This is a genomic window from Afipia sp. GAS231 (genome assembly GCF_900103365.1).
Classification (GTDB): domain Bacteria; phylum Pseudomonadota; class Alphaproteobacteria; order Rhizobiales; family Xanthobacteraceae; genus Bradyrhizobium.
In genome coordinates this window covers 1,134,015-1,155,381 of record NZ_LT629703.1, presented here as the reverse complement: position 1 = coordinate 1,155,381, position 21,367 = coordinate 1,134,015, and the positions used below count along the sequence as shown (strand labels likewise).

General features: G+C 63.2%; 17 protein-coding genes and 1 riboswitch. Of the genes, 6 read left to right on the top strand and 11 right to left on the bottom strand.

The window, feature by feature from the left end; all coding sequences use genetic code 11:
• Nucleotides 1–60: 60 nt before the first annotated feature.
• On the bottom strand, nt 61–258 hold the full coding sequence (locus BLS26_RS36475) for a hypothetical protein (RefSeq protein ID WP_197681313.1): 198 nt from the start codon (nt 256–258) through the stop codon (nt 61–63).
• A gap of 54 nt (nt 259–312) precedes the next feature.
• Here BLS26_RS36475 and BLS26_RS05495 point away from each other — a divergent pair, with 54 nt between their 5' ends.
• Nucleotides 313–516 (top strand): hypothetical protein, encoded by a 204-nt coding sequence (locus BLS26_RS05495; protein WP_157676314.1) that lies wholly within the window; start codon nt 313–315, stop codon nt 514–516.
• An 88-nt stretch (nt 517–604) separates the two neighbouring features.
• Here the strand turns inward: BLS26_RS05495 and BLS26_RS05490 are convergent, their stop codons facing one another.
• Nucleotides 605–805 carry a hypothetical protein gene (locus BLS26_RS05490; RefSeq protein WP_092509126.1) on the bottom strand — a complete coding sequence of 67 codons (201 nt, stop codon included), beginning with the start codon at nt 803–805 and terminating at the stop codon, nt 605–607.
• 1,307 nt (nt 806–2,112) lie between these two features.
• Here BLS26_RS05490 and recA point away from each other — a divergent pair.
• The gene (recA, locus tag BLS26_RS05480) at nt 2,113–3,204 is read left to right on the top strand and encodes a recombinase RecA (RefSeq protein ID WP_092509123.1); all 1,092 of its coding nucleotides are present in this window, start codon (nt 2,113–2,115) and stop codon (nt 3,202–3,204) included.
• 273 nt (nt 3,205–3,477) lie between these two features.
• On the opposite strand, the gene gcvP is transcribed toward recA, so the two are convergent.
• The 3 genes from gcvP to gcvT are packed head-to-tail and all read right to left on the bottom strand — an operon-like array spanning nt 3,478 to nt 7,881.
• Nucleotides 3,478–6,348, bottom strand: a complete 2,871-nt coding sequence (gcvP, locus tag BLS26_RS05475) for an aminomethyl-transferring glycine dehydrogenase (RefSeq protein ID WP_092509121.1) — start codon at nt 6,346–6,348, stop codon at nt 3,478–3,480.
• Nucleotides 6,349–6,358: 10 nt separating this feature from the next.
• On the bottom strand, nt 6,359–6,724 hold the full coding sequence (gcvH, locus tag BLS26_RS05470; protein WP_074815527.1) for a glycine cleavage system protein GcvH: 366 nt from the start codon (nt 6,722–6,724) through the stop codon (nt 6,359–6,361).
• A gap of 11 nt (nt 6,725–6,735) precedes the next feature.
• The gene (gcvT, locus tag BLS26_RS05465) at nt 6,736–7,881 is read right to left on the bottom strand and encodes a glycine cleavage system aminomethyltransferase GcvT (RefSeq protein WP_092509119.1); all 1,146 of its coding nucleotides are present in this window, start codon (nt 7,879–7,881) and stop codon (nt 6,736–6,738) included.
• 138 nt (nt 7,882–8,019) lie between these two features.
• Nucleotides 8,020–8,110, bottom strand: a riboswitch (glycine riboswitch).
• Nucleotides 8,111–8,313: 203 nt separating this feature from the next.
• On the opposite strand from gcvT, the gene alaS reads away from it, so the two are divergent.
• From alaS to BLS26_RS05450, 3 genes are all read left to right on the top strand, one after another.
• Entirely contained in the window at nt 8,314–10,992 is a 2,679-nt protein-coding gene (gene alaS, locus BLS26_RS05460; protein WP_172804548.1) for an alanine--tRNA ligase, read from the top strand.
• Between the two features lie 15 nt (nt 10,993–11,007).
• Entirely contained in the window at nt 11,008–12,237 is a 1,230-nt protein-coding gene (locus tag BLS26_RS05455; protein WP_092509115.1) for a cyclic nucleotide-gated ion channel, read from the top strand.
• A 183-nt stretch (nt 12,238–12,420) separates the two neighbouring features.
• Complete coding sequence (locus BLS26_RS05450) at nt 12,421–12,636, top strand: hypothetical protein (RefSeq protein ID WP_092509113.1); 216 nt, start codon at nt 12,421–12,423, stop codon at nt 12,634–12,636.
• 11 nt (nt 12,637–12,647) lie between these two features.
• Here the strand turns inward: BLS26_RS05450 and BLS26_RS05445 are convergent, their stop codons facing one another.
• From BLS26_RS05445 to BLS26_RS05435, 3 genes are all read right to left on the bottom strand, one after another.
• A complete protein-coding gene (locus BLS26_RS05445; protein ID WP_244541850.1) occupies nt 12,648–13,403 on the bottom strand; it encodes a haloacid dehalogenase type II in 756 nt (251 codons plus the stop codon).
• A 62-nt stretch (nt 13,404–13,465) separates the two neighbouring features.
• Nucleotides 13,466–13,753: a DUF3303 domain-containing protein gene (locus tag BLS26_RS05440; RefSeq protein WP_092509111.1), complete on the bottom strand. Its 288-nt coding sequence runs from the start codon at nt 13,751–13,753 to the stop codon at nt 13,466–13,468.
• 30 nt (nt 13,754–13,783) lie between these two features.
• Nucleotides 13,784–14,821, bottom strand: coding sequence for a hypothetical protein (locus tag BLS26_RS05435; RefSeq protein ID WP_092509109.1), 1,038 nt, complete (start codon nt 14,819–14,821; stop codon nt 13,784–13,786).
• 357 nt (nt 14,822–15,178) lie between these two features.
• Here BLS26_RS05435 and BLS26_RS05430 point away from each other — a divergent pair, with 357 nt between their 5' ends.
• Nucleotides 15,179–17,500 carry a molybdopterin guanine dinucleotide-containing S/N-oxide reductase gene (locus tag BLS26_RS05430; protein ID WP_092509107.1) on the top strand — a complete coding sequence of 774 codons (2,322 nt, stop codon included), beginning with the start codon at nt 15,179–15,181 and terminating at the stop codon, nt 17,498–17,500.
• 34 nt (nt 17,501–17,534) lie between these two features.
• Here the strand turns inward: BLS26_RS05430 and BLS26_RS05425 are convergent, their stop codons facing one another.
• From BLS26_RS05425 to BLS26_RS05415, 3 genes are all read right to left on the bottom strand, one after another.
• Complete coding sequence (locus BLS26_RS05425) at nt 17,535–18,041, bottom strand: DUF3455 domain-containing protein (protein WP_092509105.1); 507 nt, start codon at nt 18,039–18,041, stop codon at nt 17,535–17,537.
• Nucleotides 18,042–18,107: 66 nt separating this feature from the next.
• The gene (locus tag BLS26_RS05420) at nt 18,108–19,319 is read right to left on the bottom strand and encodes an NADP-dependent isocitrate dehydrogenase (protein ID WP_092509103.1); all 1,212 of its coding nucleotides are present in this window, start codon (nt 19,317–19,319) and stop codon (nt 18,108–18,110) included.
• Nucleotides 19,320–19,447: 128 nt separating this feature from the next.
• Complete coding sequence (locus BLS26_RS05415; RefSeq protein WP_244541849.1) at nt 19,448–21,178, bottom strand: S9 family peptidase; 1,731 nt, start codon at nt 21,176–21,178, stop codon at nt 19,448–19,450.
• Between the last annotated feature and the right edge of the window lie 189 nt (nt 21,179–21,367).

The following is a 21,367-nucleotide window of genomic DNA, read 5'->3' as shown; positions in this document are numbered from 1 at the left end:
GAATAGGAAGCCGTCGTCTAACATTTGGGCAATGTTGGGGGCCCGCCCAACGGGTCGCCCTTACTCGGGGCGCGGCGGGTGAGGCTGGCGCGGCGGCACCAGCGTTCGGGGCGGCGCCAGCGGCCGCACCGGCTCCGGCAGCCGCGCCGGCTCCGGCGCCCGGTTGAGCCGCAGCAGCCAGGCCGACAGATAGGCATAGCGCCGCCGCAGCGTCTGCAGCAGGGTCGCCTCGGCGGCATCGGTGAATTCTTGCTCCATACGGCAAGATATAACGCTGTCCCGTTGACGGAGGGTTTTGGTGGAACCACGACAATGCGTCAAATGATCAACAACGTGTTCACCATGACCGGGCCTCCCGGACAGGTTTCTGCTATCGTTGATGCCGCGGAGCAGGGAATGGCGATGCGCGACCATACGCTCAAGGAGAAGGCCCGGATCACCGCAGGCGCCGTGGCGGCGCTGGTGATCGTCGGCTGGCTCGCTGTGATCGCGGTGGCGCTGATGTCGGCCGGATGAGGTCGGCCACAACCGAACTTCAACGGGTCCACGGAGGATCGAAACGGGTCCGCACCTCTCAACGAAAGAGGCCGCCAACTGAGGCGGCTTATTTCGGTGGCTGTAACTCCGGCGAATTGACCCATTCGTCCAGATGAGATGCGCTATCGGCCTGACGGGCCCTGCGGAGCAGGTCGTCTTTCTCTGCGCCTGGTGGCAGGAGCACGGCCTTCTCGCGAATCTTTTTTGCGAATGAAGCAAGCCGGTCCTTGAGGGGCTCGGTCTGTTCGAAACGGCGGCGACGCTGCATGACACAACCTCATTTGCTTACGGGTCCTAACCGTAGGGTTTGCAAATTCCGATCCTAATATGCGGAATTTGCCCCGTCAGTTCCAAAGTGAACAATTCAAATTAGGACTGCCGCTAACCACAAACCGGGGCACGAGGGGTCAAATGCGGACAGTGCTCGCCGGTGGTGCTTTCCTGATTAGACACCCGGAAAGGAAGATTAGGACACTCGTGGTTCCGGTAGTGGAACACCGAACTTTTACGGACTCCACACAATTCGTGCGAAATTCTATCCTGCTCTTGCCGGGGCTGGTTTCATGTCGAATAAATTTTTCAATTCTACCGGCAGGGGGTCGCTGACGTGAGCGGCCCCTTTTGATTCAGGTGCGCCGCCCCACCTCAGAAATTAGGACGGCAGGGAAGACGCGTATTTATTTCTGTCGATGTCCAATTTTGACCATCACCAATCAGAGCAGCGTTCTGGATTTGCAGATGGATGGTGTTGGGGCGCCGCCGCTCCTGCATCGTCTCCTCCCAGACAGCCCCTGCGCGCGCCAGCCCCGCGCTGGGGCCGTTTGTTTGACACCCGCAACGGGGAATTAGGACAGCGCCTGTGTGGGCTGGTACTGGCCGAAATAGGCCACTCGCAGATTCAACCAGGCCAGTGATTTAAAACGGCTTCGGCAGTGAGGCGGGGGCAAGAGCTTCCAGGGCAAGCTTCAACGATTTGGCCGCGACCCCGACGCGGAATGAAAGAGGCCGCCAACTGAGGCGGCCTCTAGGAAATTGGAATTTTCAACCCTCTATCGGAACCGCTAAGCGGGCGATCAGAGCGACGATTTCATCAAAATTTTTGTTGTCTCGGTGCTCAATGAGCAGAGCCAGCCTCTGAACACACTCGTCATCGCTGAGGCTAAAGGCGATGGATGGAGCATCGTTTAGAACTGGAGTTCGATGGCGTCGCATATTGGCAGCCCCCAAGCTGTGGTTGATTCGCGGGACTATCTTATTTGATTGGGTTTCAATGGATATGACTGCCATCCCCGCAAAGTGCCGAGTTCAAAACAAGCCACTGCAAAAATAAAATTAGGCCACTGAGGTCGGAAACAGGCCAGTACCTTCGCCCGGCGCCATAAGGGGCCACTCCAAAAATCTAAAGGGACCACTAACCATCAGGCGGAATGGAAAGGGGCCAGCACCTCGGGCTCAAAAGAACATATTGCGAACATAGAACAAACATGGTACAAGGTTCCCATCAGCCGCCGATTCCCAAAGATTTCGTCGCCCGTTTGTCCCGCTAGCGAATCCCCGCCATAAGGAGCACGACCTATGTCCGCCACTGCCCTGCGTATCGTCGAAGGATCGTCCATGGATAAGACCAAGGCCCTGTCTGCCGCGCTCTCCCAGATCGAGCGCCAGTTCGGCAAGGGCTCGGTGATGAAGCTGGGCAAGAACGACCGTTCGATGGACATCGAGACGATTTCGTCGGGATCGCTCGGGCTGGACATCGCGCTCGGCGTCGGCGGGCTGCCGAAGGGACGGGTGGTTGAAATCTACGGGCCGGAATCCTCGGGCAAGACCACGCTGGCGCTGCACACGGTGGCGGAAGCCCAGAAGAAGGGCGGCATCTGCGCCTTCATTGACGCCGAACACGCGCTCGACCCGGTCTATGCGCGCAAGCTCGGCGTCAACATCGACGAACTGCTGATCTCGCAGCCCGACACCGGCGAACAGGCGCTGGAAATCTGCGACACGCTGGTGCGTTCCGGCGCGGTCGACGTGCTGGTGATCGACTCGGTCGCCGCCCTGGTGCCGAAGGCCGAACTCGAAGGCGAGATGGGCGATGCGCTGCCCGGCCTGCAGGCGCGGCTGATGAGCCAGGCGCTGCGCAAGCTCACCGCCTCGATCAACAAGTCCCACACCATGGTGATCTTCATCAACCAGATCCGCATGAAGATCGGTGTGATGTACGGTTCGCCGGAAACCACCACCGGCGGCAATGCGCTGAAGTTTTACGCTTCCGTCCGCCTCGACATCCGCCGCATCGGCGCCATCAAGGAACGCGACGAAGTGGTCGGCAACCAGACCCGCGTCAAGGTGGTGAAGAACAAGCTGGCGCCGCCGTTCAAGCAGGTCGAATTCGACATCATGTATGGCGAGGGCGTCTCCAAGATGGGTGAAATCCTCGACCTCGGCGTCAAGGCCGGCATCGTCGAGAAATCCGGCGCCTGGTTCTCCTATGACAGCCAGCGGCTCGGGCAGGGCCGCGAAAACTCAAAAGCCTTCCTCAAGGCCAACCCCGACATGACCGCCAAGATCGAAATGGCGATCCGCCAGAATTCCGGCCTGATCGCCGAGCAGATTCTGGCCGGCTCGCCCGAGCGCGATGCCGAGGGCGAGGATCCCGAGACCGAAGAGTGAGGTTTTCCGAAACCTGGTTCGCGTAACCTGAGTTTCGACATAACGGGTGCTGCGGACGTTGAGTTGCCGACGTCTTCAGCGCCCGTTTTTGTTTTTGGGCAGCGCCACCGTCATGCCCGGGAAAAGCGCGAAACGCGTCTTGGAGCGCAAGCAGTACGGGTGCTGTGACCCGGGTCCATTCTACTTTGCATGGGGTTGTTTTCGCGATTTTGTGTCTGGAAGACGTGGATGGCCGGGATAAACCCGGCCATGACGATGGGGCGTGTTATCGCGTCACTCCGCCGCCTGCGCGTAGTCCGTGATCGGCGGGCACGAGCACACCAGGTTGCGGTCGCCATAGACGTTGTCGACGCGGCCGACCGGGCACCAGTACTTGTCGGTGCGTGAGGTGCCGGCCGGAAAGCAGCCCTCGACGCGGCTATAGGCGCGCTGCCAGCCGTCGTCGGCGATGTCGTGCACGGTGTGCGGGGCGTGGCGCAGCGGCGAGGCCTCGATCTTCCAGCGGCCCTTTTCGACCTCGGTGATCTCGTTGCGGATCGCGATCATGGCGTCGCAGAACCGATCCAGCTCCGCCTTCGATTCCGATTCGGTCGGCTCGATCATCAGCGTGCCCGGCACCGGAAAGCTCATGGTCGGGGCATGGAACCCGTAATCGATCAGCCGCTTGGCGATGTCGTCGACGGTGACGCCGCTCGTCGCTTTGAGTGGCCGCGGATCGACGATGCACTCATGCGCGACCCGCCCCTTGGCGTTCTTGTAGAGCACCGGGAAATGCGGATCGAGTTTTGTCGCGATGTAGTTGGCGTTGAGGATCGCAAGCTCCGTGGCCCGCGTCAGCCCTTCGCCGCCCATCATCAGAATGTAGATGTAGGAGATGGTCAGGATCGACGCCGAGCCGAACGGTGCCGCCGACACCGGGCCGACAGGTGCCGCACCGTTGCTGAACGGGTGGCCGGGCAGATAGGGCGCGAGATGCGCTTTGACGCCGATCGGTCCCATGCCCGGGCCGCCGCCGCCATGCGGGATGCAGAACGTCTTGTGCAGGTTGAGATGGCTGACATCGGCGCCGTAATCGCCGGGCCTGGACAGGCCGACCTGCGCGTTCATGTTGGCGCCGTCGAGATAGACCTGGCCGCCATGGCCGTGAACGATGTCGCAGATCTCGCTGATGTGTTCCTCGAACACGCCATGCGTGGAGGGATAGGTGATCATGATCGCGGCGAGGTTTTTGCCATGCTGGTCGGCCTTGGCGCGGAGATCGTCGACATCGACGTCGCCGCGCCCATCGCACGCCACCACCACCACGTCCATGCCGACCATGCTTGCGGAAGCCGGGTTGGTGCCGTGCGCGGAGGAGGGGATCAGGCACACCTTGCGGTGCGGCTCGCCGCGCGCGGCGTGATAGCCGCGGATCGCGAGCAGGCCGGCATATTCGCCCTGCGCGCCGGAATTCGGCTGCAGCGAGATCGCGTCATAGCCGGTGATGTCGCACAGCCACTGTTCCAGCCGCGCAAACAGCGCGTGATAACCCTTGGCCTGCTCCGGAGGTGCGAACGGATGCAGATTGCCGAACTCCGGCCAGGTCAGCGGAATCATCTCCGAGGTCGCGTTCAGCTTCATGGTGCAGGAGCCGAGCGGGATCATCGCGCGGTCGAGCGCGAGATCGCGATCACTCAGCTTGCGCATATAGCGCAACAACTCGGTCTCGGAACGGTGGGCATGGAACACCGGATGGGTCAGGAATGCGCTGGTTCGTTTCAACTCGCCGGGAAGCGCCTCGCGCGCGCTGGCCTCGACGTCCGCGTAAGCCAGCTTGCCGCCGAACGCGCGCCACACCGCCTCGATCACTTCGGGTGTCGTGGTCTCGTCGACGGCGATGCCGAACGTCTCTTCGCCGATCCGCAGGTTGATCTGTTCAGCCAGCGCCCGCGCCACGATCTGGTCGCGCTTCGCGCCGGCGTCGACCGTGATCGTATCGAAGAAGTTTTGCGATTTCGGCGCAAAGCCGAGTTTGGCCAGCCCCGCCGCCAGTGCGGCGGCGCGCCGGTGCACGGTGCGGGCGATGTGCGTCAACCCTTCGGGGCCGTGATAGACCGCGTACATCGAGGCGATCACCGCCAGCAGCACCTGCGCGGTGCAGATGTTGGAGGTGGCCTTTTCGCGGCGGATATGCTGTTCGCGGGTCTGCAGCGCCAGCCGATAGGCCGGGGCGCCCCGCGAATCCACCGACAGGCCGACGATGCGGCCCGGCAGCGAACGCTTCAGCGCGTCGCGTACCGCCATATAGGCCGCGTGCGGCCCGCCATAGCCCATCGGCACGCCAAAACGCTGCGCCGATCCGATCGCGATATCGGCGCCGAGTTCGCCGGGCGAAGCCAAGAGCGTCAGCGCCAGGAGGTCCGCCGCGACGATCGCCAGCGCGCCCTTCGCGCGCAACGATGCGATGGCGGGCCGCAGGTCGCGAACCGCGCCTGACGTGCCGGGATATTGCAGCAGGGCACCAAGCACATCGGTCTTGTCGAGATCAGTCAGGGGATCGCCGACCACGAGGGTCCAGCCCAGGGGCTCGGCACGGGTACGCATCACCGCGAGCGTCTGGGGATGCACCTCCTTGTCGACGAAGAACGCCTTCGCCTTCACCTGCGAGTGGCGCTCGGCCAGCGCCATCGCTTCCGCCGCGGCGGTCGCTTCGTCGAGTAGCGAGGCGTTGGCGACGTCGAGCCCGGTCAGGTCGCAAATCATGGTCTGGAAGTTGAACAGCGCTTCCAGCCGGCCCTGGCTGATCTCCGGCTGGTACGGCGTATAGGCGGTGTACCAGGCCGGGTTCTCCAGAATGTTGCGCTGGATCACCGCGGGCAGGAGGGTGCCGGAATAGCCGGTGCCGATCAGCGAGGTGAATACCTGATTTTGCGAAGCCAGTTGGCGCATATGCGACAGCGCCTCGGTTTCGCTCAAGGCCCGCCCGAGATCGAGCGGCGCCTTCTGCCGGATCGACGACGGCAGCGTCTGGCCCATCAGTTCGCTGAGACTCTTCGCACCCGTCGTCTCCAGCATCGCCGCGACGTCGCGCGGCGAGGGGCCGATGTGACGGCGCACGAAATCGGTGGCGGCTTCGGTGGTGGTCGTCTTGAGCGGCGCGTTCATGGGTTCTTCCTCAGGCCGTGTGCTTGGCATAGGCGGCTTCGTCCATCAGGCCGCCGAGTTCGCTCTTGTCGGCGATCTTCAGCTTGAAAAACCAGGCCTTGCCGCCGGCATCCGAATTGACCAGCGCTGGCTCGGCGGCCAGCGCCTCGTTGACCTCGAGCACTTCGCCCGAGATCGGCGCGTAGACGTCGGAGGCGGCTTTGACCGATTCGACCACCGCGGCGGCCTCCGCCTTTTTCAGGGTGCGGCCGACCTTGGGCAGTTCGACGAATACGACGTCGCCGAGCTGCGACTGCGCATAATCAGTGACCCCGATGGTGGCGACATCGCCCTCGATGTGGAGCCATTCGTGGTCGGAGGTGAACAGCGTCGTCATGAAAACTTCCTCTAGCGTTTATAGGTGTTGGGAACGAACGGCATCGGCGCGACCTGAAGCGGCAGGCGTTGCCCGCGCACTTCGGCGAAAACTTGTGTGCCATTGGCGGCGAGGGATGTCGGCAGATAGCCCATCGCGACCGGTGCATTGAGGCTCGGGCCGAAGCCGCCCGATGTCACCTTGCCGACCGGCTCGCCGGCGGTCGCATCCGCAAACAGCAGGGCGCCTTCGCGCACCGGCGCGCGGCCCTCGGGACGCAGGCCGACGCGGCGACGCGATGCGCCTGTTTCGAACTGCGAGAGGATTTTCTCAGCGCCGGGAAAACCACCGGCGCGGGCGCCGCCGCTGCGGCGGCTTTTCTGCACCGACCATTCCAGTGCGCCCTCGACCGGCGTCGTCGTGGTGTCGATGTCATGGCCATACAGGCAAAGGCCCGCCTCAAGCCGCAGGCTGTCGCGCGCGCCAAGGCCGATCGGCAGCACGTCGGCATTCTCCAGCAGCGCCGTCACCAGTGCCTCGGCGTGATCGGCCGGCACCGAAATCTCGAAACCGTCCTCGCCGGTATAGCCGGAGCGCGACACAAAGGCGTCGATGCCATCAACTTTTCGCGGACCGGTATCCATGAAGCGCATCGCTGTCACGCCTGCACAAAGTTTCGCCAGTGCCGATTCGGCTTTCGGGCCCTGCAGCGCGACCAGCGCGCGGTCGACCAGCGAATCAATCACGCAAGTCTCGGACAGATGCGCACGCAGATGCGCCTCGTCCTCGGCCTTGCAGGCGGCGTTGACCACCAGAAACAGATGGTCGCCGAAATTCGCCACCATCAGATCGTCGAGAATGCCGCCATCGCCGCTGGTGAACTGCGCGTAGCGCTGCCGTCCCGGTGCAACCGCAACGATGTCCTGCGGCACCAGCCGTTCCAGCGCCAGGGCGGCGTCCGAAACCTTGCCGGACTTCGGGCGCAGCGCGAGCTGCCCCATATGCGAGACGTCGAACAGGCCGGCATGGGAGCGGGTATGCAGGTGTTCCCTGAGCACGCCGGCGGCGTATTGCACCGGCATTTCATAGCCCGCGAAGGGAACCAGCTTGCCGCCGCGCGCCACATGGAGCGCGTGCAAGGGGGTACGCAGTAAGGGAGATTCGTCGCGCGCGAGCATCCAGAGGCCCTCAAGGGGTCGCGGGGAGAAGTCCCCAAAACCCGAAAGAAAGCCCCATCTGTCGCTGTGCCTGAGAGTATTATCCCGTCGGCGGACGCGTCAGGGCCAAAACCCTTCGGCGTCTCTTTCCAGATGCTAGTCAGTCACGCGGTTCGTTTGCCTGAGAGTTTCCGGGGCGGTTGCTCCTTCGGCGCCGGCGCTTAAGCCGATCTCTCCCGACGTGACGTAGTCAACAGATAGGAGGGAAACACGACGCCGCCAAGTCTGTCAACGCGGCGCAGCCTTAATCAACCACTCTTGTGTGCTGCGGCAAGCCCCTGATCCGCCTGCACAGTTTCTGGACACCGCTGATGGCCTTGTCTAAAAGCATCTCGCCGGAGGAACAGGCTGTTTTGGGGGCCTGAACCGGGCCATTTTTCCGATTGGATGAACATGAGCGGCGTTAACGATATCAGGTCAAAATTTCTGGATTTCTTTGCCGAGAACGGCCACGAGATCGTGCCGTCGTCGCCGCTGGTTCCACGCAACGACCCGACCTTGATGTTCACCAATGCCGGCATGGTGCAGTTCAAGAACGTCTTCACCGGCGTCGAGAAGCGCGGCTATCAGCGCGCCACCACCTCGCAGAAATGCGTCCGCGCCGGCGGCAAGCACAACGACCTCGACAATGTCGGCTACACCGCGCGCCATCTCACCTTCTTCGAGATGCTCGGCAACTTCTCGTTCGGCGACTATTTCAAGGAGCGCGCGATCGAGCTCGCCTGGAAGCTGGTCACCAAGGAATTCGGGCTCAACAAGGACAAGCTGCTCGTCACGGTCTATCACACCGACGACGAGGCGTTCGATCTCTGGAAGAAGATCGCGGGCTTTTCCGACGATCGCATCATCCGGATCCCGACCTCGGATAATTTCTGGGCGATGGGCGACACCGGACCTTGCGGACCCTGTTCGGAGATTTTCATCGACCGTGGCGAGCATATCTGGGGCGGTCCGCCCGGCAGCCCGGAGGAAGACGGCGATCGCTTCCTCGAATTCTGGAATCTCGTCTTCATGCAATTCGAGCAGGTGACGAAGGAGGACCGCCAGCCGTTGCCGCGCCCCTCGATCGACACCGGCCTCGGGCTGGAACGCATGGCCTGCATCCTGCAGGGCGTCGACAGCGTGTTCGAGACCGATCTGTTCCGTAACCTGATCGATGCCACGGCTTCCGCGCTGGGGCACGCGCCGCAGGAGCAGACCGCCGCGTCGTTCCGGGTCATTTCCGACCATCTGCGCTCCTCGGCCTTCCTGATTGCCGACGGCGTGCTGCCGTCGAACGAGGGCCGAGGCTATGTGCTGCGCCGGATCATGCGCCGCGCCATGCGCCATGCGCAGCTGTTGGGCGCGCGCGAACCGCTGATGCATCGTCTGGTCTGGGCGCTGGTGCGCGAAATGGGCCAGGCCTATCCGGATCTGGTGCGCGCCGAGAATCTGATCGAGGAAACGCTGCGTCTGGAAGAGGCGCGCTTCCGCAAGACGCTGGAGCGTGGACTTTCGATCCTCGACGAGAAGAGCGCCGGCCTGAAGAAAGGCGACATGTTCGACGGCGACACCGCGTTCACGCTGTACGACACCTACGGCTTCCCGCTCGACCTGACGCAGGATGCGCTCAAATCGCGCGGCATCAGCGTCGATCAGGCCTCGTTTACCGATGCGATGGAAAAGCAGAAAGCCAAGGCACGCGAGTCCTGGAAGGGCTCCGGCGACATCGCCAGCGAGAACATCTGGTTCCCGCTGCGCGAAAAACTCGGCGCCACCGAATTCCTCGGTTACGACACCGAGATCGCCGAGGGCGTGGTGACGGCGCTGGTGAAGGACGGCAAGGATGCCGACAGCATCGCGACCGGCGAGAGCGGCGCGATCGTGCTGAACCAGACACCGTTTTACGCGGAGTCCGGCGGCCAGGTCGGCGACACCGGCCTGATGATCGGCGAGGGCGTCAAGTTCCGCGTGTCGGACACGCAGAAGAAGGCCGGCGATCTCTTCGTGCATGTCGGTACGGTGGAGCAGGGCACCTTGAAGCTCGGCACGCCGCTGCAACTCGAAGTCGATCACGCCAGGCGGTCCTCGATCCGCGCGCATCACTCGGCGACGCATCTGTTGCACGAGGCGCTGCGCCAGGTGCTCGGCGATCACATCGCCCAGCGCGGTTCGCTGGTGGCGCCGGATCGCCTGCGCTTCGACTTCGTGCACCAGAAGCCGATCACGCCGGAAGAACTCGCCCGTGTCGAGGACATCGCCAACGAGGTGGTGCTCGAAAACGACGAAGTCACCACGCGGTTGATGGCGGTGGATGAGGCCCGCGAGGCCGGCGCCCGCGCGCTGTTTGGCGAGAAATACGGCGACGAGGTCCGCGTCGTCTCGATGGGCAAGCAGTCCCGCGAGCACGGCCAGAACGCGCTCGGCTGGTCGGTCGAACTGTGCGGCGGCACCCATGTCAGGCGTACCGGCGATATCGGCCTGATCTCGGTGACCGGCGAAAGCGCGGTTTCGTCGGGCGTGCGGCGTATCGAAGCGTTGACCGGCCGTCATGCGCGCAAGCACGCCAACGACACGATGACGCTTGCAAAGAATGCAGCCGCCGAACTGCGCACCACGGTCGACGACATGCCGGCGCGCATCGCCGCCCTGATGGAAGAGCGCAAGAAGCTCGAGCGGGACCTGACCGACGCGCGCAAGAAGCTCGCGATGGGTGGCGGCGGTGCCGGCAATGGCGCTCAGGCCGCCGGCGGCGTCCGCGAAGCGGGCGGCGTCAAGCTGATGGCCCGCGCGGTCGAGGGTGTCGAGACCAAGGACCTCAAGAGCCTGGTCGACGACGGCAAGAAGCAGATCGGCTCTGGTGTGGTCGCCATCGTCGGCGTCACCGAGGACGGCAAAGCCGGCGTCGTGGTCGGCGTCACCGCCGATCTCACCTCGCGCTTCAGTGCGGTTGAACTGGTCAAGGTCGCGTCCGCGGCACTCGGCGGCAAGGGCGGCGGCGGACGGCCCGACATGGCGCAGGCCGGCGGGCCCGACGGCGCCAAGGCGGATGCGGCGCTTAAGGCGATCGAACAGGCGATGGCAAACGCCTGATCGAGGTATCCAGCGGTGACAACGGTTCCGGGCAAACGCGCGATCGGCGATCCGGATTTGCGGGACCGGCTGTACGAACTGCTCGAACACGATCATCCGCCGAATTCGGTCGGCTCGCGCTTCGTCCGGCTGATCGTCGTCATCATCGTGGTCGACGTGGTGGCGGCGATCCTGGCGTCGGTGCCGGAATACGAAGCCAAACTGCATCGGCTGTTTACGACCGTTGAAGTCGTCGCCGTCATGGCGTTTGCGCTGGAATATCTGGCGCGGATCTGGAGCGTCGTCGGCCATTCGCTGCGCGACATGACGCCGATGCGGGCGCGCCTCGAATATGCGCTGAGCGCGCTCGGCGTGATCGACCTGCTGGCGTTCCTGCCGTCGGCCGTCGCACTGATCCTGCGCGACCGCCACGCGCTGGTGCTGTTCGGCATGCTGCCATTCCTTAAATTGGTGCGCTATTCGCCGGCGCTGCGTTCGCTGCTGGCCGCACTGCATGCCGAGCGGCGCACGCTGTTCGGTTGTCTCGTGATCCTGACCGGCGCGGTGCTGCTGTTCGCCTCGCTGCTGTTTGCGATCGAGCACACGGTGCAGCCGGACAAGTTCGGCACCATTCCGCAGGCGATGTGGTGGGCGATCGTGACGCTGGGCACGGTCGGCTATGGCGACGTGGTGCCGGTGACGGCGCTCGGCAAGATCGTATCGGTGTTCACGATCGTGGTCGGCTTCGCGATGATCGCGCTGCCGGTGGCGATCATCTCGACCGCGTTTGCCGAGGAGGTGCGGCGGCGCGATTTCGTCGTTACCTGGGGCATGCTGGCGCGGGTGCCGCTGTTCTCGCATCTCGGCGCCTCCGAAATCGCCGACATCATGCGGCTGTTGCGGGCGCGGACCCTCGAATCCGGCGAAGTGCTGGTGCGGCGCGGCGACGTCGCGTCCTCGATGTATTTTATTACCGCGGGCGAGGTCGAGATCGACCTGCCGAGCCAGCGCATTCGATTATCGGATGGCACCTATTTCGGTGAAATCGCGCTGCTGCACCGGACCAAGCGCAGCGGCACGGTGACGGCAACCCGCAAGACCAAGCTATTGGCGCTCGATGCCCAGGATTTTCACGCGCTGATCGATCGGCTGCCGGCGCTCGCCGCCCATCTGAAGGAAACCGCCGCCGCCCGGATGGCCGATACCGCACAGGCGCTGAAGGGTGATATCGCCGCCGGCGAGATCGAGCAGGCGGAACGGGATTAGGTCGAGCGCGGCCGCATCGGCGAGCAACAAATGCAAACTTCCGAGATTGCCCCGCAACCGGACGTGCCGCTGGCATGCCAACATTGGCGCAGGTGACCCCCAGGAGCATCGGTTCGGCCCCGGGGCAACTGAACCGCCGCCGCGAGAGGTGCGACTAATCTCAAAAGTGGGTGGTACAGGTAGATGGCCAAGCTTCTCGGAGAGTTGCTGTTCGAACTGCTGGGCGCCTTCATTAGGGGCGCCGTCAGGTCGTTCTTGGAACAGACAATACTGGTAAAGTTTGGGACCTGGCTGGATACCAAGGTTCAAGGGCGGACCGTGAGGATCGTCCTGGGAATCCTGCTCGGCGTCGGCGCCTATTTCCTGATCCCGATCGCGCTTGGACTGCTTTCTCTCTGAAGCGGCGCGGGCTAGGTCCCAAGCGCTGTCGCCAGTTCCTGCAGCGACTGCACGTGCAGGTCGAACCAGGGTTCAGCCGAAGTGTCGGGGCTGGATTGCGGACCAAACTCCAAAGGTCTTGCCACGAACGCGGTTCGCATTCCAAACGCTCGTGCAGCTGCGAGGTCGTATTTGTGGCAGGCGACCATGAGAATCCGGGCGGGCTCAAATCCGAGATAGTCGACCGCGAGCTGATAGACGGCAGGTGCGGGCTTGTAACTTCTGCACAGCTCGGCCGTCAGCACCGCATCAAACGGCAAACCGGCATGTTTGCAGACCGATATGACCGCGGCCATGCCGGCGTTTGACAACGTCGCCGTCGTGAAGCGGCTTTGCATGCGCCTTAGCCCGTCGACGCTGTCCGGCCACGGGTCGAGCCGCGACCAGACCTCGCAGAAGCTGTCGCGCTCACCGGCGGTGAAAAGCGCGCTGACCTTTTCGCGATCGAGCAGCACGTCGAACGCCTGGCGATAAATCTGGTCTACTCTGATCCACGGCCTGGTCCCTGCGATCACGCCGTCCATTTCCGAGCGGTAAAGCTCGCGCCAAGCGCCGGACAGGCGCGACCAGTCGAGATTGATGTTCTTGGTAAGGTTCACGGCCTGTCCGGCTCGCATCAGCGGTTGATAGAAATCGACACAAGTGCCCTGAATATCGAAGGCGATTGCTCGAATGTCTGCCAGCGCTCCACGCTCATGCATCGTCATGTCGGCTTCGATCAAAGGCATTGATTGCGCGGAAGAGGGGTGACAGTGCGACCTCGTTGAAGGCCGGGTCGGCAGACGAAGACCTATTTCGAATCCAGGAACGGCGCAACGACTTCGCGCGTCTCCTTGCTGGGGACAACAGGCACGATCTCGAAGGTCATGCCGAGATCGCGGTTGTTCGCCAGCACCCACTCCTGCAACAGTCGCAGGTCGTCGCATTCCATCAACTGGAAGCAGCGGTCGAAATTGGGCTCGATCCAACTGCCGACATAGGTCAGGCCTTCCGGGAATTTGATCCCGGGATCGCGGACCCGCCGGTAGACCGGGATCGGGTCCTGATTCTTGAAGCGCTCGATCACCATGAACAGCATGGACAACTCCGTTGACGGTAGACCCGGAATTCAGGGCTTGGCCTGGAAGCCGGCGATAAATTTTCGTGTCTCGGCATCGATCCGTTTGCCTTTCTCGGCTGCGTCGTCATAGCCGACCCGGAACGTGTAGTTGAGATTAGCTCCATCTTTCCACGGATAGGAAGTTTTACACCAGCGCTCGTTTCCGGTCCCGCTGCACTCGAAGGTCAGGGGATGCTGATCCGTCGTCAACGTATCGCACTGCACGTATGCGGGTGCCCCCGGCCAGGTTTTCGGCTCTAGCGAATCCGCATAAGTCGAACGCGATCCGCCGAAATCACCGAGCCTGAATTCATCGGGCGCGAAGACATGAATATCAGTTGGGAATTCGACACTGTCATCCCGGCGTCCCGCTCCGTAAGCGGCGCAGTAGGTCGTGGCCCAATTGGCGACCGGAGCGGTGCAGATCGAGGGCAGGGATTCAATGAACTGACTTTGACCAAAGCGCAGCCAGATCAACGTCGCTTTGGTCGGTTTGCCGTGGTCGCTCAACGCGCAGAAGGCCCGCAAGGTAGGACTCATTCCGAAATAATAGGCGTCTGCGCCGGACGTCTTGCCGAGGTACACATTGAAAAAACCGGCCGCTGGAATGACGAAGGAGGCGTTGGCGACCTTGACGTTGAATGTGGCGTTCAAACAGGCCCGAGAGGGCGAGCGCAGCTTCCATTTTTGCCATGCATCGATGCCTTCGAGGGAGCCCGGAACGATCGCCGAGCCTAGAATGCAGATCGTGGCGCCATAGCGTATGGGAAGTCCTCTCGACCTCAGGATCAGGGTAATGGTGCGGACAACGACGCCCGCAAGGAAACCAAGCGTAACCAACCCAAAAAATAGCCGCCCCAGCGCTCCGCCCGCGCCTTCGTGATAGTCGGGATTCGACATCGCGATCCAATCCTGAATCCAGATTGCGGAGATAACGCCGCCAATGGTGAGCGTGACACCCAGCAACCAGCGCCACGTCGGCATCATGGCCGCAAAGGCGTAGGGGACCACGCACAGCGACACGAGGAAGAAGTAGAAGCCTGTCATGAACGCCTCTGCAGAAACCGGCCATCACGCGCGTCGCGACCGGCACCTTTGCGCCGATCGCCACGTTCGATCTACCAGTGACCTGAGCGCGCGTTTTAGGATTGTTTCTGCAGATTTTGCGCAGCGTATCCGGATTGCAGATTGCTGACCCGCATCACGATTCGATCGCGCGGCTCGGTGGACCCTCAGGAGGACTTTTGCGCTGAGGACTGTTTCGTTGCGGCGCTGCATCCCGAATTTGCCAGTGGCCAAATCGGCGGCAGGTTCTATCATCGGGGAAATGCTTCGCCAGCAAACGTATGATGGTCAGGATCGCCCGGGTTCCGCGTCCCGATCCGTCGAGAAGGGCAGGACTGAATGAGCGACAGTGTTGGTTATCCCGACCAGGGTCTCGACCTCACGGACGGTTTCAAGCCACACACCTCGCACTGGGGCGTGTTCTCGGCGCGTCAAAGCGATGATGGGCTGCAAGTCCGGCCATATGCCGGCGATCCCGATCCGAGCGGCATCATCGACAATTTCCCCGGCGCTTTGCGCCACCAGGTGCGCATTGCCCAACCGGCGATCCGTCGTGGCTGGCTCGAGCGTGGCCCCGGTCCCGACGATCGTCGCGGCCGCGATGAATATGTGTCGGTGAGCTGGGAGAAAGCGCTCGACCTTTTGGGTGACGAGCTGATGCGGATCCGAGACGTCAGCGGTCCCGGTGCGGTCTTTGGCGGCTCGTACGGCTGGTCCAGCGCGGGCCGATTTCATCACGCCCAGAGCCAGGTTCACCGCTTTCTGAACATCGCGTTGGGCGGCTACGTGCGTTCGGTCAACAGCTATTCGTCAGGCGCGTCTTCGGTGCTGCTCCCGCAGATACTCGCAGGCTATGAAGACATCACCAAGCACAATGTGACCTGGGAGCAGATCGCGGCCGAGACCGAGGTCGTGCTGGCATTCGGCGGCATGGCGCTGAAGAACTCCATGGTGGCGGGCGGCTCGATCAGCAAGCACGTCGAGCGCGGCGCGATGCGTGACGCACGCCGGCGCGGCTGCGAGTTCATCCTCGTCAGCCCGCTGCGCGAAGATCTGCCGGCGGAGGCCGGCGCGGAATGGATGACGTGCGTGCCCGGCACCGACACCGCGCTGATGCTTGGCATCGTCCACACGCTGGTCACCGAAGGTCTGCATGATCAGGCCTTCCTCGATCGCTACACGGAAGGCTGGCCAGTCTTCCTGCGCTATTTGACCGGCGAGAGCGATGGGCAACCCAAGCACGCCGAATGGGCCGCGGCGATCTGTGGCGTCGATGGTTCCGCGATACGAAAGCTGGCGCGTCGCCTTGCCGGGCGAAGGGCGCTCATCACCGTCTCGCATTCGTTGCAGCGTGCCGAACATGGCGAGCAGCCGGTGTGGATGGGGATGGTGCTGGCGGCGGCGCTTGGCCAGATCGGCCTGCCCGGCGGCGGCTATGCCTATTCGCTCGGCGCGATCGGGTATTACGGCCGACGCGTCAACGACGTGCCGGGGCCGACGCTAAGACAGGGCCGCAATGGCGTTTCGGATTTCATTCCGGTCGCGCGTATTGCGGATATGCTGCTCCATCCCGGCACCACCTATCGCTACAACGGCGAGACGCGGACCTATCCGGATATCCGTCTCGTCTACTGGGCGGGCGGCAATCCCTTCCATCACCACCAGGATATCAACCGGCTGCGCAAGGCCTTCGCGCAAGTCGATACGCTGGTGGTCCATGAACTGGCCTGGACCGCCACGGCCCGGCACGCCGACATCGTGCTGCCGGCGACGATGACGCTGGAGCGCGAGGACATCGGTTACTCCACCAACGATCCGCTGATGGTCGCCATGCACCGGATCGCCGAGCCGTTCGGGCTGGCGCGCGACGACTATGACATCTTTGCCGATCTTGCCGACCGGCTCGGCGCGCGCGAGCCCTTCACCGAAGGCATGACAGCGCGACAATGGCTGGAGCATCTGTACGAGCCGACCCGCGCCTCGCTCGAGGCGCGCGGCTTCGAGGCGCCGAGCTTCGAGACCTTCTGGGAGCGCGGCAGCCTGATCGTGCCGCAGCGGCCGGATGACGGTGGCAAGCTGCGCCGCTTCCGCGAGGATCCGCTCGCCCACGCGCTGCAGACGCCAAGCGGACGCATCGAGATTTTCTCGGCGAAGATCGCCGGTCATGGCGATGCCGATTGTCCCGGCCACCCCGTGTGGCTGGAAAAGACCGACGTGCCGAAGCCGGGTTCGCCGTGTTTCCTTGTCGCCAACCAGCCGGCGACGCGCTTGCACAGTCAGCTTGATTTTGGCGGACATTCGCTCGCCGCCAAACATCGCGGCCGCGAGGTTGCGCGTATCAATCCGCGAGACGCCGCCGCCCGCGGCATTGCGGACGGCGACATCATGCGGCTGTTCAACGAGCGCGGCGCCTGCCTCGCTGCGGCGCACGTCACCGACGCGATTGCGCCGGGGATCGTCCAGCTGCCGACCGGTGCCTGGTACGACCCTATGGATCCCAAGGAAGACGGATCGCTGTGCGTTCACGGCAATCCGAATGTGCTCACGCGCGATATCGGCACTTCGTCATTCGCGCAGGGATGCACCGGCCAATTGACGACGGTCCAGGTCGAACGCTTCAACGGCAATCTGCCGCCGATCCGCGCGTTCGATCCCGTGTAGGTCCGGCGATGGGCTCACGCGCCCAAGCCGTTCGTCAGCCCTTGCGCAGGAACACGTAGTCGGCGGAGTAGGGCGCGCTGCGGGTGGCGCCGGCCTTGTCGCAGGCGCCGTCGAGCTTGCCGCCCTGGGTGTTGATCCGCTGCACGGTCGTGATGCCAGTGAGGACGCCGGTGCCGCGTTGGGAAACCACTGACAGCTTCAGCCAGGGAATATCGTTGGCCGTTGCACCGGGAGCATTGCCGGCGGCTTTGCCGACCACGGCGCTGCCATCGCTGTATTCCCAGTTCGGTCCGGCATAGTGCCGGCCGACGGTCTTGCCGTCAGCCATCAAGGTCGCGATCGGTTCGCGGAACGCCCAACCGAGTTTGCCGTCGCTGCCGGCCTTGCAGTCGTAGACCTGAGCGCCTTCGGCATGCAGGGTCACGACGATGGCCTCTCCCGGCGCCGCGATGGCGTCGGGAACAGGCGTTTGGGCGGCTGCGCTCGCGAGCGAGCCTGACAGCAACAGAACTGCGAGCGCGGCGGACTTACATAGCGACATGGTCACACTTTCCTGAGTTAGGCCCCAAAGCAAACCCCAAGAACCAGTAACCCCGCCACCGGTCGTTTAAGCCATCGCCTTGGTCAGATTTTCCGCGACCTTGTCGAGGAAGCCTGTGGTGGACAGCCAGCGCTGGTCGGCGCCGACCAGGAGCGCGAGATCCTTGGTCATGTAGCCGGCTTCGACGGTATCGACGCAGACCTTCTCCAGGGTCTTGGCAAACTTCGCCAGTTCCTCGTTGTTGTCGAGCTTGGCGCGATGCGACAGGCCCTGTGTCCAGGCGAAGATCGAGGCGATCGAGTTGGTCGAGGTCTCCTTGCCCTTCTGGTGCTCGCGGTAGTGCCGGGTCACGGTGCCGTGAGCGGCTTCGGCTTCGACGGTCTTGCCGTCCGGCGTCATCAGCACCGAGGTCATCAGGCCGAGCGAACCGTAGCCCTGCGCTACGGTGTCGGACTGGACGTCGCCGTCATAGTTCTTGCAGGCCCAGACATAACCGCCGGACCATTTCAGCGCAGAGGCCACCATGTCGTCGATCAGGCGGTGTTCGTAGGTCAGACGCTTGGCTTCGAAGTCCTTCTTGAATTCCTTCTCGTAGATTTCCTCGAAGATGTCCTTGAAGCGGCCGTCATAGACTTTCATGATGGTGTTCTTGGTCGACAGATAGACCGGATAGCCGCGGTTGAGGCCGTAGGTCAGCGACGCGCGGGCGAAATCGCGGATCGAATCGTCGAGGTTGTACATGCTCATGGCGACGCCGGCGCCGGGCGACTTGAACACTTCGCGCTCGATCACGGCGCCGTCCTCGCCGACGAACTTCATCGTCAGCGTGCCCTTGCCCGGGAATTTGATGTCGGTGGCGCGGTACTGGTCGCCATAGGCGTGGCGGCCGATGATGATCGGCTTGGTCCAGCCGGGAACAAGGCGCGGCACGTTCTTGCAGATGATCGGTTCGCGGAAGATCACGCCGCCGAGGATGTTGCGGATGGTGCCGTTCGGCGACTTCCACATTTCCTTCAGGCCGAATTCCTTCACCCGGGCTTCGTCCGGGGTGATGGTGGCGCACTTGACGCCGACGCCGACCTTCTTGATGGCGTTGGCGGCGTCGATCGTGACCTGGTCATTGGTTTTGTCGCGGTATTCCATCCCCAGGTCGAAATACATCAGGTTGATATCGAGGAACGGGTTGATCAGCTTGTCCTTGATGTACTGCCAGATGATCCGGGTCATCTCGTCGCCATCGAGTTCGACGACGGGGTTGGTCACCTTGATTTTTGCCATGACGGAGGGGGCCTTTTTCTGGAAAAACGCGCGTTTCGGGCGTCAGTGGAGGATTATAGTCGGGCTATAGCACCGCAAACCGGGCTGCGGAAGCCAAGCCGTTATGCACTTTCAGCCGATCCTGCACGTTAGAACGCCGCCTGGGTGGCGGTCCCAGCCACCACGTACCAGGTGACGAACAGCCCGCAGATCAGGGCCCCCGGCAGGCTGGAGCCGGTCCGTCGCCAGGTGAAGGTCGCGATCACGGCGCAGATCGCCAGCAGTGGCACGAACTGGATCGCCACGATGGTGGACAGCGGGACGAAGCCGGGATCGGGCAGCGGGTTGAACAGCTTTCCCGTCAACCACAGCGTGCCGTATTGGGCGCCCAGGAGCGCGACGAAGCCCAGCGTCAGCGCGAGGATATTCGTCAGGTACAACGTGCCGCGGCCGGCGGCCATGGTCGAGAAATTCCGGTGCAGCACGTGCAGCGCGACCACGAAGAACGCAGTGAACGGCACGAGGTAGATCAGGAAGATCAGGAACTGCTTCGCGTTCATCAGTTTCAGCGCCACGATCCAGAACCGGAAGTCGATCGTGAAGGTGAGATCGGCCAGCCACAGCGCGGCATAGCCGATCGCGACGGTGGCCAGCGCGATCAGCACCGACTGGCCGACAAGGCCGCTACGACGCGCGCGTTTGGGCGCGAACCGCATCAGGGCCAGCGTGATCAGGCCATTGATGACGGCCCAGACCATGATCTGGTTGGTGATCCCCTGCGGCAGCCAGATCGAGGGTTTGACGAAGGTGCCGGCCAATGCAAACGCCGGGTAATAGGTCAATGCCGGAATCAAGGCCGACAGGATCAGGGCCACGGTCCAGCGGTGACCGCTGGCCGCCGAATGGGCCGGCATGGTGCCGTCCTCGACCACGGGCAACCGCAACGCTTTCGAAAACATCGACGCTTCCAGCAGGCCATCGAACGCCCCGATCAGGAGGGCGACGAAGCCAAGCAGCGCGATCAGCGTGCCAATCTCCTTGCGGAACCAGATCTGGCCGTCGGCCGGGCGGGGCGTGCCGCCCTGCAGGGTCTTGGCGAACCAGTCGAGGCTGTAGCCGATCGCTTCATGGGAGATGTGCTCGGCCGGATGGGTGATCGCGGGCGTGTAGAGCACCCGCGCCGTGCCCTGCGCGATGTCGCCATAAACCTTGCCCGGTTCGACCGCGCCCTGAGTGCCGAAAAACGCCCACAGCTTCGGGCTCTTGGTGACATCGCGCGCCTTTTCCTCGCCCCACATCAGCGCGGAGAATTCCTCATACTGGGCGAACACCAGCGCCACATTCCTCGGCCAACTGGGGGTGCCGTCGGCGGCGAACGGCTTGCCGGTGGACGACCCCTCCAGCACCATCGCCCGGTAGTCGTTGGGCATGGCGGTGGCGGCGGCGAGCACGGTCCAGCCGCCCATCGAGTGGCCCTCAAGACCGATATTGTTCTTGTCGACGATGTCGAGGCTGCGCAGATGCGCGAGGCCATCCGGGCCGCCAAAACCGTTGGCGAAGGCGGGCGGGTCGCTATAGCCATGGCCGGTCTGGTCGAGGGCGAGCACCACATAGCCGCGGCGGGCAAACTCGATGGCAAAGCCGTCCTGGGTTTCGCGCGAATTGATGTAGCCGTGAACCGCGAGAATACCGGGGGCGGGAGTCTGTGCCGTGGCGTTCGGGGGGACGTAGAGCAGGGCGCTCATGGTGTTGCCCTTGGCCCCCTTGAAGCGGATGTCGTGTATTTTGATGCCGCCCGAGGTCTGGGTCAGATGCGCGAGCAGGCCGCCCGCCACGATCAGGAACACGCCCAAAATAGCCAGTGACCATCGACTGCGCATGGACGTCTCTCCCGTGATCTCAGCCGTTGAACCGGCTTCGAGGGTTCGTTTGCAGCTTCGCTTTGGGTATGATTGTTAGCCTATCCGAAAGTGGTGCGTCCACAGGCGGCGCTTCGGGAGAAGCTTTATCCACGCTTTGATCGCGCGTTCGGAAACGCTACTAACCCTGTTATCGGGCTTGAGAATTCC